The following is a 15,902-nucleotide window of genomic DNA, read 5'->3' as shown; positions in this document are numbered from 1 at the left end:
AAACCCCTCCCCAACCCCTCCCCACAAGGGGGAGGGGCTTTCGTGCCGTGCCCTTCGCATTTCACTTCCTGCCATCCCGCGAATAGCAGCGTGGCTTAGGGGCAGGAGGGAGCGGCATCGTAGCCCCTCCCCCTTGTGGGGAGGGGTTGGGGAGGGGACTTTTCCACGGAGCAAAAAGTTGGGCGGGCGGCAAACCAAAGATCCCTTCTCCTCATCAGGGAGAAGGTGGCGGCAGCCGGATGAGGGGGCTGCAAGCCAAGAGTTATCTGTTGCAGGAACAATTCACGTTCGGCGCTCGCGGCCCCCTCATCCGACCCTTCGGGCTACCTTCTCCCCGCTGGGGAGAAGGGATGGAGGCCTAAAATGAAGGCCTTTGCCGACCTCCTCGACCGTCTGGTTCTCACCCCCAGCCGCAACGGCAAGCTGAAGCTTCTGACCGACTATTTCCGCGATACGCCGGACCCTGACCGCGGTTACGGCCTTGCCGCCATCGCCGGCACGCTCGAAGTGCGTGACGTCAAGCCCGCCATGTTGCGCGATCTGGTGCTGGAGCGCATGGACGAGGTGCTCTTCCGCTATTCCTATGACTATGTCGGCGATCTGGCCGAAACCATCTCACTGGTCTGGGACAACGAGCGTGATATCGACCGCTCTGCACTTGCCCAGCCGCGTCTCGGCGAAGTGATCGTTAAAATGAATTCGCTCGGCCGCACCGAGGTACGAAGCTTCGTGCGCGACCTGCTCGATCGCCTGGACTCCTCCGGCCGCTTCGCCTTCATCAAGCTCACGACCGGAGCGCTGCGCATAGGCGTTTCCGCCCGGCTTGCCAAACAGGCGCTCGCCGACCTCGGCGGCAAGGATGTCACAGAGATCGAGACCCTCTGGCACGGCCTGCAGCCGCCTTATGAATCGCTCTTCAAATGGCTTGAGGGCAGAGAAGGAAAGCCGGTGCTCGCCTCGCCCGCGATCTTCCACTCCGTCATGCTCGCCAATCCGGTAGAGGAGGGCGATCTGAGTGCCCTCGACCCTGCCGATTACGCTGCCGAGTGGAAATGGGACGGCATCCGCGTCCAGCTGTCGCGCTCTGGAGAGACACGCAAGATTTACTCCCGTTCCGGCGACGATATCTCCGGCGCCTTCCCGGATATTCTGGAATCGATCAGCTTTTCCGGTGTCATCGACGGCGAGCTTCTGGTCGGCGGCACGGCGCGCTCCAATAGTCCGACCCGCACTTTTTCCGATCTGCAGCAGCGCCTGAACCGCAAGACGGTGACGGCAAAGATGCTGGACGAATATCCAGCCTTCATCCGCGCCTATGACATGCTCTTCGACGGCGACGAGGACGTGCGCGGCAGAAACTATGTCGAACGCCGCGATCGTCTCTCCGAAATCATCGAGCACGCGCCTCACGATCGCTTCGATCTTTCACCGCTGGTGCCTTTCTCGACCTGGGAGGAGCTCGACGGTCTGCGCGCAGCACCGCCCGATCCCGTCATCGAAGGCGTAATGATCAAGCGGCGTGACAGCATCTATCAGGCCGGGCGCATGAAGGGGCCGTGGTTCAAGTGGAAGCGCAACCCTTATAATGTCGACGCCGTGCTGATGTATGCCCAGCGCGGCCACGGCAAGCGTTCCAGCTATTATTCGGATTTCACCTTCGGCGTATGGGCGGAGGACGAGGATGGGGAACAGCTCGTCCCCGTCGGAAAGGCCTATTTCGGCTTCACCGATGCCGAGCTCGAAGTGCTGGACAAGTTCGTGCGCAACAATACGACCGAGCGTTTCGGCCCAGTCAGGGCAGTGCGTGCGGACAAGGAGTTCGGCTTCGTAGTGGAAGTCGCCTTCGAGGGGATCAATCGCTCCACCCGCCACAAGTCGGGCGTTGCCATGCGCTTCCCCCGCATCGCGAGATTACGACCCGACAAGCCGTCCTACGAGGCCGATCGCCTGCGCACGCTCATTGCCATGATCGACGCCAAGGCGGGCTGATACTATCCGCCTGCGCAAAAATGACGCAGACACCACGTTTTCAACAGCATGTGTATTGGCGGCAACGCTCTTCCGGTGCAGATTTTTCGAGCCGGGGAAATGATGGGTGCCGCGTATGAGCTCGCAAGAACGAAATGCCTTTTTCCGTCAACGCCGCGGCCTGCTTGCAGGCATCGCCGGCTCTCTTGTGCTGCCCAGCCTCGCGAATGCCTTCGATGTTCCCGACGTTCCGAGGCTCGCCAAGCATGACTATGCCAGTGTCCGCCGCCACTTCCGCACCAAACTGCTGCAGAAGGGGCCCGCGCCGGATAAATACGAGCCCCTGACAGCACCCGCCGATGCCGACCGGATCTTCTACCGCTCCGGCTACGGCGGCGAGCTGGAGCTGACGGCCTGGGTGTCCAAATACAAGCGTGAGCACAAGGCAAAGCCCGGTGTCCTCTTTCTTCATGGCGGCAATGCCATGGGTATCGGCCACTGGCAGCTCGTGAAACCTTACATAGACGCCGGTTATGTCGTGATGATGCCGTCCTTGCGCGGCGAAAACGGCCAGATGGGCAATTTTTCCGGCTTCTATGACGAGGTGGACGATGTGCTCGCCGCGACCGAGCGGCTGCGCCATCTACCGGGCGTCGATCCCGAGCGTCTCTTCATCGCGGGCCACAGCATCGGCGGCACGCTGACCATGCTGACGGCGATGAGTACGCGCCAGTTCCGCGCCGCCGTGCCGATCTCAGGCAACGCAGATGCCTTCCGCTTCTTCAACCGCTATCCTGAGGACATCCGCTTCGACGATTCCAATGCGCATGAATTCGAGGTGCGCACGGCGCTTTGCTACGCGCATAGTTTCAAATGCCCGGTGCGGGTGCTGCACGGCACGGAAGAGTCTCACTTCAACGATCGCGCCGATCTGCTCGTCGCCCGCGCCCGTGCGGCGGGCACGCGTATTGAAGCCGATACTGTCGTCGGCAACCATACCTCGGCGCTGCCGGCCGAGATCGCTCAGAGCATCCAGTTCTTCCACGGTGTGGCGGCCTGAGGGCTGTTGGATGCGGGGCCGGCGAGGACCCGCATCGTCAGGCTTTTCCAGCCGGTTTTTAGCGTCGGCCACCAGCCTCGCGCCAGCCGCGAATGCCATCCTGCGAGCAGATTATGCTGTCTCTGTTATCGCTGATGAGGGTGGTTTGATGAATTTTCTGCGCCGGGCTTTCCCCTTTGCCGGGCTCGCGGCTGCCGCAATGACGGTCAGCGGCTGCAACATTCTCGTTCCCGATGTCGCAGCCGATTCGCCTGCGCGCTTCGTCCAGGAAATCTCGCCGGTCTTTTACGAGCCGCCCGGCGTCGATCCGCGCCGCGTCAAGCCGATCCCCGATCAGCCGGTGCCGCAGACGCGCGAACTCTACAAGACGCAGTTCCACCAGACTTACGGCCTGCCGGTCAGCAATCCGTTGAACCTGGATATGGGCATGTACGGCCAGGTCAGGGACGGCGATTTCACGCTGCCGGCCATCCCTGCCACGCGCATCCATCCGGAATATCTGCGCCAGGAGGTCGATTACCAGACCAACGAGCGACCGGGCACGATCGTCGTCGATACCAAGGACCGCTTCCTCTATTTCGTCGAAGGCAACGGCAGAGCGATGCGCTATGGTGTCGGCCTCGGCCGGGAGGGCTTCGCCTGGAAGGGCCGTGGCCTTATCCAGTGGAAGCAGAAGTGGCCGCGCTGGACGCCGCCGGTCGAAATGGTCTCCCGCCAGCCGGAAGTTCGCCCCTTCTCTGCGGAGAATGGCGGCATGAATCCGGGGCTTGCAAATCCGCTCGGCGCCCGCGCCATGTATATTTTCAAGGACGGCCAGGACACGCTCTACCGCATCCACGGCACGCCCGACTGGCAGTCGATCGGCAAGGCGGTTTCCTCGGGCTGCGTGCGCATGCTCAATCAGGATGTCGTCGACCTCTATGACCGTGTGCCTGCCAAGTCCGAGATCGTGGTGATGTAGGGCTGCAACAGGGCAGGCGAGATCGTCTGCCCGAAGCCGCACACGTCTGCGTGATGCTATGGTTTATTCAGCATAAGCCGATAAATCTTTCTTGTCGATTTCGGCATTGGACGAATCAGGGGTGAGCTGCGCTTATGGCAAGCCCCGCATCACGAAGGAAATCAGTCCCGCGTCATGAGCCTCGATAAACCTCTCTCCCGTCGTAGCTTTCTTTCCTTTTCGGCTTTGACAGCGGCTTCCGCGCTGGCAGGCTGCGCCTCCACCTCGAATACGGTCGAAAATGGCGGCATGTCGATCAGCTACCGTTCGCCTTTCCGCGCGTTCCAGACGACGAGCGTGCCCGGCGAAGCAGAACTTGCCGTCATGTACGGCCCAATCGAGGACGGCGGCTTCCTCATCCCCGCCGTTCCCTACCAGCAGATCGATCCGCGCTACTACCGCCAGCAGGTCGTGGATCCGACGGGCCAGCCACCCGGTACCATCGTCGTCGATACGCCCTCGCGATTCCTCTATCTCGTCCAGCCCGGCGGCATGGCGATGCGCTACGGCGTTGGCATCGGCCGCGAAGGTTTTGCGTGGTCGGGCAATGGCGTCATCCAGTGGAAGCAGAAATGGCCGCGCTGGAAGCCGCCGAATGAGATGGTCGCCCGCCAGCCGGAGCTTGCGAAATACTCGATCGAGCGTGGCGGCATGGAACCTGGGCTCTTGAATCCGCTCGGTGCGCGCGCGCTCTACATCTTCTCCGACGATGAAGATACGCTCTACCGCCTGCACGGCAACCCGGAATGGCGCTCCATCGGCAAGGCCGTCTCATCGGGCTGCGTGCGCCTGCTCAACCAGGACATCATCGACCTCTACGATCGCGTCCCCAACAAAACCCCGATCGTTGTTTGGCAGTGAGCTGCGGTCGGGCGTAGCCCGAGCAATCGATCCAGTGAATCGATTGCAGCAGCGAACGCCCGAAGCGTAAGCGCAGGGCTGGAAGGGTGCCTAACCCCAAAACACAAAAACCGCCCAACACGGGCGGTTTTCTTTTGACTTGATAGTTACGCCGCCTCAGCGCAAATCCCAGCCTTGCACCCCGAGGCAAGCAGCGCCTTGTCCGCCACCTCGACAAACAGCTGCCGAAACCACGACGCCCGCTCATCCGCCCTGTCCACCCGCCGATACAGCATCGACACTGGATCGGCCGGCAGCTCGATCGGCGGCATCGAGACCTCGAGATTGTGAAGCTGCGCCATGCAGCGTCCGAGCGATTCCGGCACGATGGCGATCGACGGCATGGCCCTCAGCGCCGGCGGCACGGCCGAATAGCGGGGGACGGTCGCCACCACATTGCGGCCTAGGCCCACCTTGTCGAGCGCGGCATCGACCGCCGTCGTCGCACTGCCGACGAAGGAGATGGCAATATGCGGTGCGGCGACGAAATCCTCAACGCTGATCGGCGGCTTCAGTTTCAATTGCAGCGGGTCATAAATAGCGATCGAACACTGCTCGAATAGCGGCATGCGGATATGCCAGGAGGCCGGTTCGCCATGAACGGAGATGCTGAATTCGTAGGCGCCGTCATCAAGCATCTGCGCCGCATCGCGTTTGTCGGCGGCGACGCCCACCAGCCGCGCGCCCGGCGCAAGCTGGCGCAGCCGCGCAACCAGCGGGCCGAAGAAGGCCGTCTCCAGATTGTCGCACATGCCGACGCGGAATTCGCCCTGCCATGTCGATGGATCGAAGCCTTTGGGCGGGCGGATCGCCCGTTCGATTCCGGAAAGCGCATCCTCGATCGCCGGCGCGATGGCCAGCGCCCGCGCCGTCGGCTGCAGGCCGCGGCCGACGCGTACGAACAACTCGTCGTCCAGCGCCTCGCGCAGTCGCTTGAGCGCGGCGGAAAGTCCGGACTGGCCGAGCAACAGCCTTTCAGCTGCACGGCTGACATTGCGCTCCTGCATCAGCACTGAAAAGGCGAGCAGAAGGTTCAGATCGATTTTGCGAAGGACAGCATCATTCATCATTATGAGTAATACCTGACATGGCTACTATCAATTTGCAATAGGATGTGAGGCTGTACATTTTCTCGTTCCCTGCCGCCCGCCAGCCTCCCGGTGAAGGCGGCAGCAAAGAAGGAACCGAGATCGATGACCAATTCCCCATCTCCACGCGGAGCCGGCCTGGCGTTGCTGCTGCTCTGCGCTGCGAACTTCCTTGACGCCATGGATGTTTCCACTATCGGGGTCGCCCTGCCTGCTATCCAGACCGAACTTGGTATGCCTGCAACCTCGCTTCAATGGGCCGTCAGCGCCTATGTGCTGGGTTACGGTGGATTCCTGCTGCTCGGCGGCCGTGTCGCCGACCTCTTCGGCCACCGCCGCGTCTTCCTCTGGTCGCTTGGCATCTTCGCTGCCGCCAGCATTGCCGGCGGCTTCGTCGATAGCGGCCCGACGCTGATCGCTGCCCGCCTAGTGAAGGGAATCGCTGCCGCCTTCACCGCGCCTGCGGCACTCGCCTTGCTGCTCTCCGTTTTCGGCGAGGGTGAAAAGCGCGCAAAGGCGCTCGGCGTCTTCGCCTCGACAGGCGCCACCGGCTTCGTGCTCGGCATGGTGCTCGGCGGTGCGGCGACCATCGTCAGCTGGCGGGCGACGCTCGTCATGGGCGCTCCGGTCGCCATTCTGGCACTTGTCATCGCTCCCTTCGTCCTGCCTGCGGACGAGCGCCGCGGCGAGGGGCGCAAGCACTTCGACTGGGCAGGCGCGCTCACAATCACGCCTGGACTGCTGCTCTTCGTCTTCGGCATTACCAATGCCGCGGCCGCGGGCTGGAATGATTTCTTCACCTGGGGTTCGCTCGTCGCCTCCGCGGTGCTGATCGCGCTCTTCCTGATCGTGGAATCGCGCCATGCCGATCCCATGGTGCCTCTGCATATCTTCCGCAGGGCAAAGCTCAGCCATGCCAATGCCATCGCCGCTTTGTTCCAGGGCGCCTATGTCGGCTTCCAGTTCATCGCCACGCTCTATTATCAGGATGTCATCGGCTGGTCGGCCTTTGCCACCGGCTTCTGCTTCGCTTTCGGCGGCGTCTGCGTCATGTTCCTTGCACCGCGTTTCGCCACTGTGGCGCAGAACCGCGGCACGACGGGCCTGATGGCGGTCGGTGTCGGGCTGCAGGCGATGAGCTATATCCTCTGGGTCGCGCTGGTCGGCCACATCGATCCGATCATCCTGGTTGCCCTCAACCAGATCCCGCTCGGCGTCGGCTATGCCATGACTTATCCGGCGATCCAGGTTGCTGCTCTCTCCGATGTCGAGGAAGACAAGTCAGGCCTTGCCTCCGGCCTGCTCTTTGCCTCCTTCCAGATCGGCGGCGGCATCGTGCTTGCGGCCGCTTCCGCTATCTTCGCGGCAGCCCCGCACTTCGGCTGGGACCCTTACGTCGGCGGTATCGTGTTCGTGGCGCTGCTGGCGATCCTGATCACGCTGCTTGCCGCTGTCGGCCCGAAGAGCGCCGGGCTTCGCCCGCAGGCCTATCAGGCAGCAGAATAATGCAAATTGCCCGCGCCGGAGTGGCGCGGGCATCGTCTTTCAGGCCGTGCTCGGTCTCGGCCTATATGCTTGCGTTGAGATTTCCGCGCAGACGGGTCAGCATGTCACGCATGACGGCCATTTCCTCCAGCGTGCAGCCGATCGCCTCGCCGATCGAAGACATGATCGTGTTGACCTCGCCCTTCATCGCCTGACCTTTCGGCGTCAGCGACACGATGACCTGCCGTTCGTCGCGGGAATCGCGGGTGCGCTTGATGAGACCGTTCTGCTCCAGCCGCTTGAGGAGGGGGGAGAGCGTGCCGGAATCGAGATCGAGCTGCTCGCCGATCGTCTTGACCGGCAGTTCAGCCTTTTCCCATAGAACCAGCATGACGAGATATTGCGGATAGGTGAGGCCCACCCTATCGAGTATGGGCTTATAGGCGCGGGTAAACGCATGCGCCGTCGCATAGACCGCGAAACAGAGCTGCTTCTCCAGCCGCTTTTCCTCTTCCGGTATTTCCATCACTTTCGCCGTTCTCGCTTTCATCACTGCCATCCCTAGACGTCTTCATTGTCCTCTTTTCAAATTCCGAATGCAATTTGCAAAATTCACTTGCGTACAATTTAATTGGGCGTTATTAAAAACTCAACCCGAACGAACGGGGCCAACCAAAGGAGATTGTCATGCCTATTCTCTATACGACCAAAGCTTCCGCCACCGGTGGCCGCGCAGGCCGCGCCGTTTCCGAGAACGGCGTTCTCGACGTTACGTTGACCGTGCCGAAGGAACTCGGCGGCGACGGCGCAACCGGCACCAATCCCGAACAGCTCTTCGCGGCCGGTTATTCGGCTTGCTTCCTCGGTGCTTTGAAATTTGTGGCCGGCAAGGAAAAGGTCAAGATTCCCGAGGAAACAACGGTTTCCGCAACCGTCGGCATCGGCCCGCGTGAAGATGGCGGCGGCTTCGGCATCGAAGTTGCGCTGACGGTCAACATCCCGGGTGTCGATAAGGCAACCGCCGAAAAGCTCGCGGCGGCCGCCCATATTGTCTGCCCTTACAGCCACGCGATGCGCACTTCGACCGAAGTTCCGGTCACGGTTGCCTGATTATTCTCGAATATCGATCGAGAAGGGCCGGGGCAGCGCTCCGGCCTTTTCGTTGAATTCAATGCGCCGCCTGCTGTTCGTTTGTTTCGAAATTTCATCCGTTGACTTCGCGCATGCCCATTTCGCCGTAGCGATCTCCGGCCGCACGAGGCAGGGCACTGGCGATTTCCTCAAGATCTTGCGCCGTCAGATCAAGGGCGGCCGCTCCGAGATTCTCGTCCAGCCGGCTGCGGCGGCGGGTGCCGGGGATCGGAACGATGTTCTCGTCCTGCGCCATCACCCAGGCAAGCGCCAGCTGCGCCGGTGTTACCCCCTTGCGATGCGCAATCTCTTCGACCACAGCGACCAGTTCGAGGTTGCGCTTAAAATTGTCACCCACGAACCGCGGCGAGGTCCGCCTGTAATCGTCAGGCGCAAGATCGTCGATGGATCGGATGGCGCCCGACAGGAAGCCGCGCCCGAGCGGCGAATAGGCGACGAGCCCGATCCCGAGTTCACGCAATGTCTGCAGCACGCCACCTTCAGGGTCGCGGGACCACAGCGAATATTCGCTTTGGACAGCGGTGACGGGATGCACGGCATGCGCTCGGCGGATCGTTTCAGGGCTGGCTTCCGACAGGCCGACATGCCTGACCTTGCCAGCTTCGACCAGCTCCTTCATCGCGCCGACCGTTTCCTCGATTGGTGTGTGGGCGTCGACGCGGTGGAGATAATAGAGGTCGATGTGGTCGACGCCGAGGCGCCGCAAGGACCCTTCGCAGGAGGCTTTGGCGTAGTCGGGCCGCCCGTTCACCGTCTGGGTGCCAGGTATTGCTTCTAATCCGCGTACGATGCCGAACTTGGTTGCAAGCACCACCTGCTCACGCCGGCCTCTGATCGCTTCACCCACAAGCTCCTCGTTGGTATGCGGGCCGTAGACATCGGCGGTATCGAGCAGGGTTACGCCGCGGTCGAGCGCATGATGGATCGTCGCGATCGCCTCGCCTCTGTCCGCTTTCGTTGCGCCATAGGCCCAGCTCATGCCCATGCAGCCGAGACCGATCGATCCGACTTCAAGTCCTTGCCCGAGCCGGCGTGTTCGCATTGTTCCGTTTGTCATCTCTCATCCTTTCTTCCGCCTCCCCATAGGAGGCGATTTTGCCGTCGAGGACGCGAAGGCAGGCTTCGAGATCGGCCACATGGGCCCGGACACGCTCGCGATGCTCTTCAAGCATCTCTCGACGCTCGCTGAAAGTGGCTTTCCCGCTACCGGCAAGCTTTGCATAAAGCAGCATGTCGCGGATCGGCATGCCGGTCGTCTTCAGACGGCCGAGAAACTCGATCCAGGAAAGGATTGAGGCGTCGTAGTCGCGTTGTCCGGATCGGTCGCGATCGGCATAGGGAAGCAAGCCGATACGCTCGTAATAACGCAGCGTATGCGCCGACAGACCGCACCGTTTCGCGAGGTCACTGATCTTCATGAGACACCTGTTCTTGTCACGACGCCAAGGAAGCTACGGCTTCGAGCGCACTCTAAGTCAAGAGGCTTTTTGCAGCTAATTTTGCAGTCATCTTATCCCGGGCCTTGTAAAGATCACGAGAGAAACTGCAGGTCTCGTCTCAGCCCATTTGCATCGCCATTTGGCAGCTTTGCTTCCAGTGCCGCATGTGTGCTCTCCCATATCGGCAGGGCCTTTTGCAGCACAGCTCGCCCGTCATCCGTCAGGAGGAGCAGGCGGCCGCGCCGGTCTCTCGGGTTGGCCACGACATCGACGAAACCCTTGCGCTGTAGAGGTTTCAATGCTGCCGTCAGTGTCGTCTGGTCCATGGCGAGCAGGTTTGCGACGGGTCCCATCGGCGGCGGCTCCGGTCGGTTCAGGGACATCAAAAGGGAGAATTGGCCATTGGTGAGGCCGACGGGCCGCAGGGCATCGTCGAACAGGCGGGCGAGCGCACGGGCAGCGCGCTGTACGTGCAGACACAGGCACGTATCGCGCACCAGTAGGGTGGTGGAAAAAGGAATCGTGATCACGTTTGACATGATCTATTTCTATTGATATCAATATATTTAGTCAAGATGAGGAGATCATCTGCCGGAAAATACCGGCCGCGCCGGAGGAGGGCGCAGATCATGCTGAACAAGGTAACTCAAAATCCCGTCGTGTCCCGCGAGGAATGGCTCGAAGCGCGCCGAGCTCTGCTCCTGAGAGAGAAGGAGGCGACCCATCTGAGAGACAAGGTGAATGCCGAGCGCATGGCTTTGCCCTGGGTGAAAGTGGAGAAGAACTACAGGTTCGATACGCCGCAGGGTCCGAAATCGCTCGCCGACCTTTTCGACGGCCGCAGCCAGCTCATGGTCTATCACTTCATGTTCGGCCCCGAATGGGAGGCCGGCTGCCCCGGCTGTTCGTTCCTGGCCGACCACCTCGATGGCACACTGCCGCACCTCAATCACCACGACGTCACTCTCGTTGCCGTCGCCCGCGCGCCGCTCGCCAAGATCGAGGCCTACAAGCAGCGCATGGGATGGAAGTTCCCCTGGGTCTCGTCTTTCGGCAGCGACTTCAACTTCGATTATCACGTATCTTTCACGCCCGAGGATCTTGCCAAAGACAAGGTCTTTTACAATTTCTCAGCCATAGCGCCCGCTGACGCCAATGATGAACTACCGGGACTTTCCGCCTTTTATAAAAATGACAAGGGTGAAGTGTTTCATACCTATTCGAGCTATGCCCGAGGCGCGGAAGAAATTCTCGGTACGTTGATGATTCTGGATCATGCCCCCAAAGGCCGCAACGAAGATTCGACCATGGATTTCGTAAAGCGCCACGACGAATATGAGGAAGCCCCTCAGGCCTCATCCTGCTGCCACTAACGCGATTCAATCTAAAGTACGCAGCGGTCTTGCATCCGGAATTGCGTGAAAGCAATGAGACAGGGCAATTTCGGGACTCGAAATAAAACGGAAATGCTCAAGCCAGCCATCCGTCATCCGGAGGAGAAGGACGATGAAGACTGCAGAAGTGCTGAAGGAGCATAGTTTTCTGGAGAGAATGGTCGGCCAATGGGCCGTCAACGCTCCAGACATGACCGGCCAGAAGCCTTGGGAGGAGACCGTGCGCTCTCTGCAAGGCATCTGGTTCGTTGCCGAAGGCAGCGGCGAAATGACTGACGGCAAGCAGGCGACAACGATCCTGACCCTCGGCTACGACCCGAGCAAAGGCAAGTACGTCGGCAGCTGGATCGGCTCCATGATGGATTACATGTGGACCTATGAGGGCGAGGTCGAGCCGTCGGGCAACGTGCTGTCGCTGTATACGAGGGGGCCGGCCTTCGACGGCAGCGGCCTTGCTGACTATCGCGAGCAGATCATCTTCCTCGACGAGGACGTCAGAACCTTCACGTCGAGCACCAGGGAGCCTGATGGCACCTGGAAGCAGTTCATGGAAGCCAGATACACCCGCAAGGGCTGAAATTGCGTGAAAGCCAGGAGACAGAACTCAAGCGTGGAGCGAGGAGAACACGATGTCCAATACGCATGGCAAGTTCATATGGTGCGAACTGATGACGCCGGACCCGGATGCGGCGGCGAAATTTTACGGCTCGGTCGTCGGCTGGACGTCGAGCAAGATGCCGGCGGCAGACCAGCCGGAATACACGATCTTTGAGGCGAACGGCGTCAGGGTCGCCGGTATGATGCCTTTTCCGGCAGAGCTGGAAGGCCAGGGCATTCCGCCGAATTGGACCGGCTACGTCGCCGTCGACAATGTCGATCAGTCGGCACGCGACTTCGCGGCAAACGGCGGTACCGTCCGCCGCCAGCCGGCGGATATTCCAGGCATAGGACGCTTTGCCGTGGTAGCCGATCCTGACGGAGCTGTGCTCTGCATCATGACGCCGCTGCCGATGGAAAATCCGCCGCCGGAGCTGCCTTTCGACACGCCCGGCCATGTCGGCTGGCGGGAGCTCTACGCCAATGACGGGGCGAAGGCGTTCGACTTCTATTCCAAGCTCTTCGGCTGGACGAAGGATCAGGATTTCGACATGGGGCCGATGGGCGTCTACCATATCTTCGCCGAACACGGAAAACAGACCGGCGGCATGATGACCCGCCCCCCGGAAGTCAAGATGGCCTTCTGGTCCTACTATTTCACCGTGCCGGCGCTCGATGCTGCGATCGAACGCACCAATGCTGGCGGCGGCAAGATCGTCAACGGCCCCATGGAAGTCCCCGGCGGCTGGGTTTGTCAGGCGGTGGATCCGCAAGGCGCCTATTTCTGCCTGTCGGCGGGCAAGCGGTAGGGGGTGGCCGAATGTAGAAGTGACGCGGGTAAGGGGTGCCGTGTGGCCCCCTCATCCGCCTGCCGGCACCGCCGGGGAGAAAGGACGCCGCCGAGCCCTCGCATTCTTGCCTTCTCCCCAGTGGGGAGAGCGACTGTCTCTGCTGTCAAGCGTTTTGCCATGGTTTATTGTCTCTGATGATGGCGTTGAGGATGGTGAGCAATTTTCGCATGGTTGCGACGATGGCGACGATCCTGGGCTTGCCGGCCGCAACGAGACGGTCACGAAAGGCCTTGAGGCTCGGGTTATGACGGCTGGCGACAAGGGCTGCCATGAACAGGGCGGCGCGTACCTTGCTCCTGCCGCCACCAATGAAGCTCTTACCCTTCCACTTGCCCGATCGCCGCGTCCAGGGCGCAAGGCCTGCCAGCGAGGCAATCTGACGCCGGTCGAGACTGCCCAGTTCAGGCAGCTCGGCCAGGAGCGTGCGGGCCGTTGTCGGCCCCACACCCGGCACGGAGACGAGCAGCGTCTCGCGCACCCGCCATATTGGCGACTTGCGGATATGGTCGTCGAGATCGGCATCGAGGCTTTCGAGCTCGCGCCGCAAGGCCGCAAGCAAGCGCTTGATGCTTTTCTGCGCCTGCTTTGCCAGCACCATGCGCAACCGGTTCTCTTCGGCCACGATCATCTGCACGATCTGACGCCGGCGGGCCACGAGTTCTGACAGAGCCTGCGTCTCGGCATCACGCAACGGTCGGATCTCCGGCTTCGTCGCCAGCACGAAGGCGGCGATGAGGGCAGCATCGATCGGATCGGTCTTGGCCCTGCGGCCAATGGCATGAGCATAGGCGCGCACTTGCGCCGGATTGACGACGAGGACCGCCAATCCCGCCGATGACAGTCCGGCCACCGCCTGCGTCTCGAAGCCACCCGTCGCCTCGAGCGCGATCGCATCGGCGCCGATGGTCTTCAGCCGGCCAATCAGTTCGCCGATGCCGGTATCGTCATTGCCGACAGCGAAGGCCTCGCCCTGCGGTAGGACCGCCACGTCGAGCCGGTCCTTCGAAACATCAATGCCAACAATTGTCTCCATCTGATCCCATCCTTGCCTAAGCGGGCTTTGCTTTCGCAAGCGGCCCTGGCGACTGTTCGGGTTCAATGGAACGGCGGACGGAGACCCAGGCTCTCCCACGGGCTTGGTATCCCAAAGGTGCATCGGTCTTCCATCCGCCACCGCAACAGGCATTACAGCCTCAATCGCGGATAAGGGGAAGTTACAAGGTGGCCCGAAGGGTCGGATGAGGGGGCCACAGGCACGCCAGAAGACGAAAAGCCGCCCGAGACTCCTCTATCCAGCCCCACCCACACTTGCAAAGAACCCTTCCGGGCTCTCCACTTCCACCAGCTTCTTCCGCTCGATCAGCCAGAAGCGGTTGCCGACCGCCCGCACGAAACTGCGGTCATGCGAGACGAGCAGGCAGCTTGCCTCATGCGCCATCAGCTCGCTCTCAAGCGCCTCCTGCCCCTCGATGTCGAGATGGTTCGTCGGCTCGTCGAGCAGGTAGAAGTTCGGCTGCGTCAGCCTGAGCACCAGCATGCCGAGCCGTGCCTTCTGTCCGCCGGAAAGCAGCTTTACGGGTTTGCCCTGCATCTCGATCGTCATGCCGGCGCCGGCAAGCAGCGAGCGCGCCCGCTGGTCGCCGACATCGAAACGGCGGATGATCGTCTGCAGCGGGGTGTCGGCATCGCTGAGATCGGCAAGCAGCTGATCACCATAGCCGAGCACCAGCGAGGGTGTCGCCTTGATGCCGGCCTTCGCCGTTTCAGGCTCGGCGATTGCTGCCCGCAGCATGGAGACGAGCCGCGACTTGCCGGCACCGTTGAGGCCGAGCAGCACGATGCGGTCGCCTTGGCAGATGAACTGCTTTCCCGTTCGGAAGAGCAGCGTGCCGTCAGGCGTGGTGACTTCTGCATCCTCAAGCGTAACCAACACTTTCGCTTGCGTGCCGCGATTGGTGAGGCGGATTGCGCCTGCCGAACGCTCCAGATGCGCGGGCTTTGCGGCTTCCTCCAGCTTTTCGGCACGCTGTTTCAGCTGCTTGGTCTTGACCACCAGCAGGTCGCTACCGGAATTGATGCCGATATTGTTGAGCTTCGCCGCCTGCTTGCGCAGCTGCTCGACCGTCTTCATGTCCTTCTCGTAGCGCCGCGCATCGGAGGCGTCCGCCCCGTCGAGTGCCGCTCTCGCCCGGCTATAGGGCAGGGAGAAGACCGGCGATTGCTCCCGCCGCAGGAAGAGCGTCCGGTTGGTCGTCGCATCGAGGAAGGCGCGGTCGTGGCTGGAGATGATCACCGGCGTATCGCGTGGCAGCGCGTTCAACCAGTTTTCCACCTGCGCGATCTTTTCGAGATCGAGATGGTTGGTCGGCTCGTCGAGAAGCAGCACGTCCGGTTCGTTCACTGAGGTGCGGGCAATCAGCGCCAGCCGCTGCCATCCGCCGCTGAGCTGTCGGAGCGGCCGCTCGCGCAATTCCTCAGGCACTTCGAGCGATTCCAGCACGACATCCGCACGCCAGCTTTCGCTCTCGGCCTGATCAGGAGGAAGGGCGAGAAGCACGGCGTCACGGAAACTGGCATCGAGCAGTGCCGGTGGCACATTCTGCTCCACATGGCCGATGGTGAGCCCGCGCGCCCTGGTGATCTCGCCTTCGGTCGGTTCTAGCTTGCCCGTCATGAGGTTGAGCAGGGTGGATTTGCCCCGCCCGTTCGCCGCCACGAGGCCGATCCGGTCGCCGGCATTGACGACGAGATTGAGTTTCGAAAACAGCGGCGCGGACAGGACGATGCCGACATTTCGGATATTGATGAGGGTCATGAGCGTATCCTGGTCTTGCCAAGCGATCGCGCCTATCCGGGGCTTCCAGCCATCGACGGAAAAGCGCGTTATGCTGGCGGATGATGAAATGCTGCAGCTTGAACGACGAGCATTCAGGTGCAGCAGTGCCACTAGGGGCAGACCAGGAAGAGA

At 61.5% G+C, this 15,902-nt stretch carries 16 protein-coding genes; 9 read left to right on the top strand and 7 right to left on the bottom strand.

The genetic code is table 11. From position 1 onward, the window contains the following. Nucleotides 1-363: 363 nt before the first annotated feature. From JNB85_RS15115 to JNB85_RS15100, 4 genes are all read left to right on the top strand, one after another. Entirely contained in the window at nt 364-1,989 is a 1,626-nt protein-coding gene (locus JNB85_RS15115; RefSeq protein WP_220335143.1) for a cisplatin damage response ATP-dependent DNA ligase, read from the top strand. 115 nt (nt 1,990-2,104) lie between these two features. Beyond that, a complete protein-coding gene (locus JNB85_RS15110) occupies nt 2,105-3,028 on the top strand; it encodes an alpha/beta hydrolase family protein (RefSeq protein ID WP_220335142.1) in 924 nt (307 codons plus the stop codon). A gap of 148 nt (nt 3,029-3,176) precedes the next feature. Beyond that, nucleotides 3,177-3,989, top strand: a complete 813-nt coding sequence (locus JNB85_RS15105; protein ID WP_220335141.1) for a L,D-transpeptidase — start codon at nt 3,177-3,179, stop codon at nt 3,987-3,989. 174 nt (nt 3,990-4,163) lie between these two features. After that, a complete protein-coding gene (locus JNB85_RS15100) occupies nt 4,164-4,889 on the top strand; it encodes a L,D-transpeptidase (RefSeq protein ID WP_220335140.1) in 726 nt (241 codons plus the stop codon). Nucleotides 4,890-5,035: 146 nt separating this feature from the next. Here the strand turns inward: JNB85_RS15100 and JNB85_RS15095 are convergent, their stop codons facing one another. Beyond that, a complete protein-coding gene (locus JNB85_RS15095) occupies nt 5,036-5,998 on the bottom strand; it encodes a LysR family transcriptional regulator (protein ID WP_220335139.1) in 963 nt (320 codons plus the stop codon). Between the two features lie 123 nt (nt 5,999-6,121). Here JNB85_RS15095 and JNB85_RS15090 point away from each other — a divergent pair, with 123 nt between their 5' ends. Beyond that, entirely contained in the window at nt 6,122-7,522 is a 1,401-nt protein-coding gene (locus tag JNB85_RS15090; protein ID WP_220335137.1) for an MFS transporter, read from the top strand. 61 nt (nt 7,523-7,583) lie between these two features. Here the strand turns inward: JNB85_RS15090 and JNB85_RS15085 are convergent, their stop codons facing one another. Further along, on the bottom strand, nt 7,584-8,060 hold the full coding sequence (locus JNB85_RS15085; protein WP_220335136.1) for a MarR family winged helix-turn-helix transcriptional regulator: 477 nt from the start codon (nt 8,058-8,060) through the stop codon (nt 7,584-7,586). A 128-nt stretch (nt 8,061-8,188) separates the two neighbouring features. On the opposite strand from JNB85_RS15085, the gene JNB85_RS15080 reads away from it, so the two are divergent. Further along, nucleotides 8,189-8,611 (top strand): organic hydroperoxide resistance protein, encoded by a 423-nt coding sequence (locus JNB85_RS15080; RefSeq protein ID WP_183802413.1) that lies wholly within the window; start codon nt 8,189-8,191, stop codon nt 8,609-8,611. A 94-nt stretch (nt 8,612-8,705) separates the two neighbouring features. Here JNB85_RS15080 and JNB85_RS15075 read toward each other — a convergent pair whose 3' ends face one another. The 3 genes from JNB85_RS15075 to JNB85_RS15065 form a co-directional block, all read right to left on the bottom strand. Next, nucleotides 8,706-9,695: an aldo/keto reductase gene (locus JNB85_RS15075; RefSeq protein ID WP_220335493.1), complete on the bottom strand. Its 990-nt coding sequence runs from the start codon at nt 9,693-9,695 to the stop codon at nt 8,706-8,708. After that, nucleotides 9,664-10,071, bottom strand: a complete 408-nt coding sequence (locus JNB85_RS15070) for a MerR family transcriptional regulator (protein ID WP_220335135.1) — start codon at nt 10,069-10,071, stop codon at nt 9,664-9,666. Before JNB85_RS15070 ends, JNB85_RS15075 begins: the two co-directional genes overlap by 32 nt. A 113-nt stretch (nt 10,072-10,184) precedes the next feature. Further along, nucleotides 10,185-10,631, bottom strand: coding sequence for a MarR family winged helix-turn-helix transcriptional regulator (locus tag JNB85_RS15065; RefSeq protein ID WP_220335133.1), 447 nt, complete (start codon nt 10,629-10,631; stop codon nt 10,185-10,187). 90 nt (nt 10,632-10,721) lie between these two features. Between JNB85_RS15065 and JNB85_RS15060 the strand changes: the two genes are divergently transcribed. From JNB85_RS15060 to JNB85_RS15050, 3 genes are all read left to right on the top strand, one after another. Next, nucleotides 10,722-11,465, top strand: a complete 744-nt coding sequence (locus JNB85_RS15060; RefSeq protein WP_220335132.1) for a DUF899 domain-containing protein — start codon at nt 10,722-10,724, stop codon at nt 11,463-11,465. Between the two features lie 133 nt (nt 11,466-11,598). Then, nucleotides 11,599-12,063 carry a DUF1579 domain-containing protein gene (locus JNB85_RS15055; RefSeq protein ID WP_220335131.1) on the top strand — a complete coding sequence of 155 codons (465 nt, stop codon included), beginning with the start codon at nt 11,599-11,601 and terminating at the stop codon, nt 12,061-12,063. 52 nt (nt 12,064-12,115) lie between these two features. Continuing rightward, on the top strand, nt 12,116-12,892 hold the full coding sequence (locus JNB85_RS15050; RefSeq protein WP_220335129.1) for a VOC family protein: 777 nt from the start codon (nt 12,116-12,118) through the stop codon (nt 12,890-12,892). Between the two features lie 145 nt (nt 12,893-13,037). On the opposite strand, the gene JNB85_RS15045 is transcribed toward JNB85_RS15050, so the two are convergent. Next, nucleotides 13,038-13,967, bottom strand: coding sequence for an IS110 family RNA-guided transposase (locus JNB85_RS15045; protein WP_220335127.1), 930 nt, complete (start codon nt 13,965-13,967; stop codon nt 13,038-13,040). A gap of 255 nt (nt 13,968-14,222) precedes the next feature. Continuing rightward, the gene (locus JNB85_RS15040) at nt 14,223-15,749 is read right to left on the bottom strand and encodes an ABC-F family ATP-binding cassette domain-containing protein (protein WP_220335125.1); all 1,527 of its coding nucleotides are present in this window, start codon (nt 15,747-15,749) and stop codon (nt 14,223-14,225) included. Nucleotides 15,750-15,902 lie beyond the last annotated feature (153 nt).

The sequence above is a fragment of the Rhizobium mesosinicum genome, assembly GCF_019511345.1.
In the GTDB taxonomy this organism is placed as follows: Bacteria; Pseudomonadota; Alphaproteobacteria; order Rhizobiales; family Rhizobiaceae; genus Rhizobium; species Rhizobium mesosinicum.
Note: the sequence above shows the minus strand (reverse complement) of the source record. Positions and strands in the feature narration are given on the sequence as shown.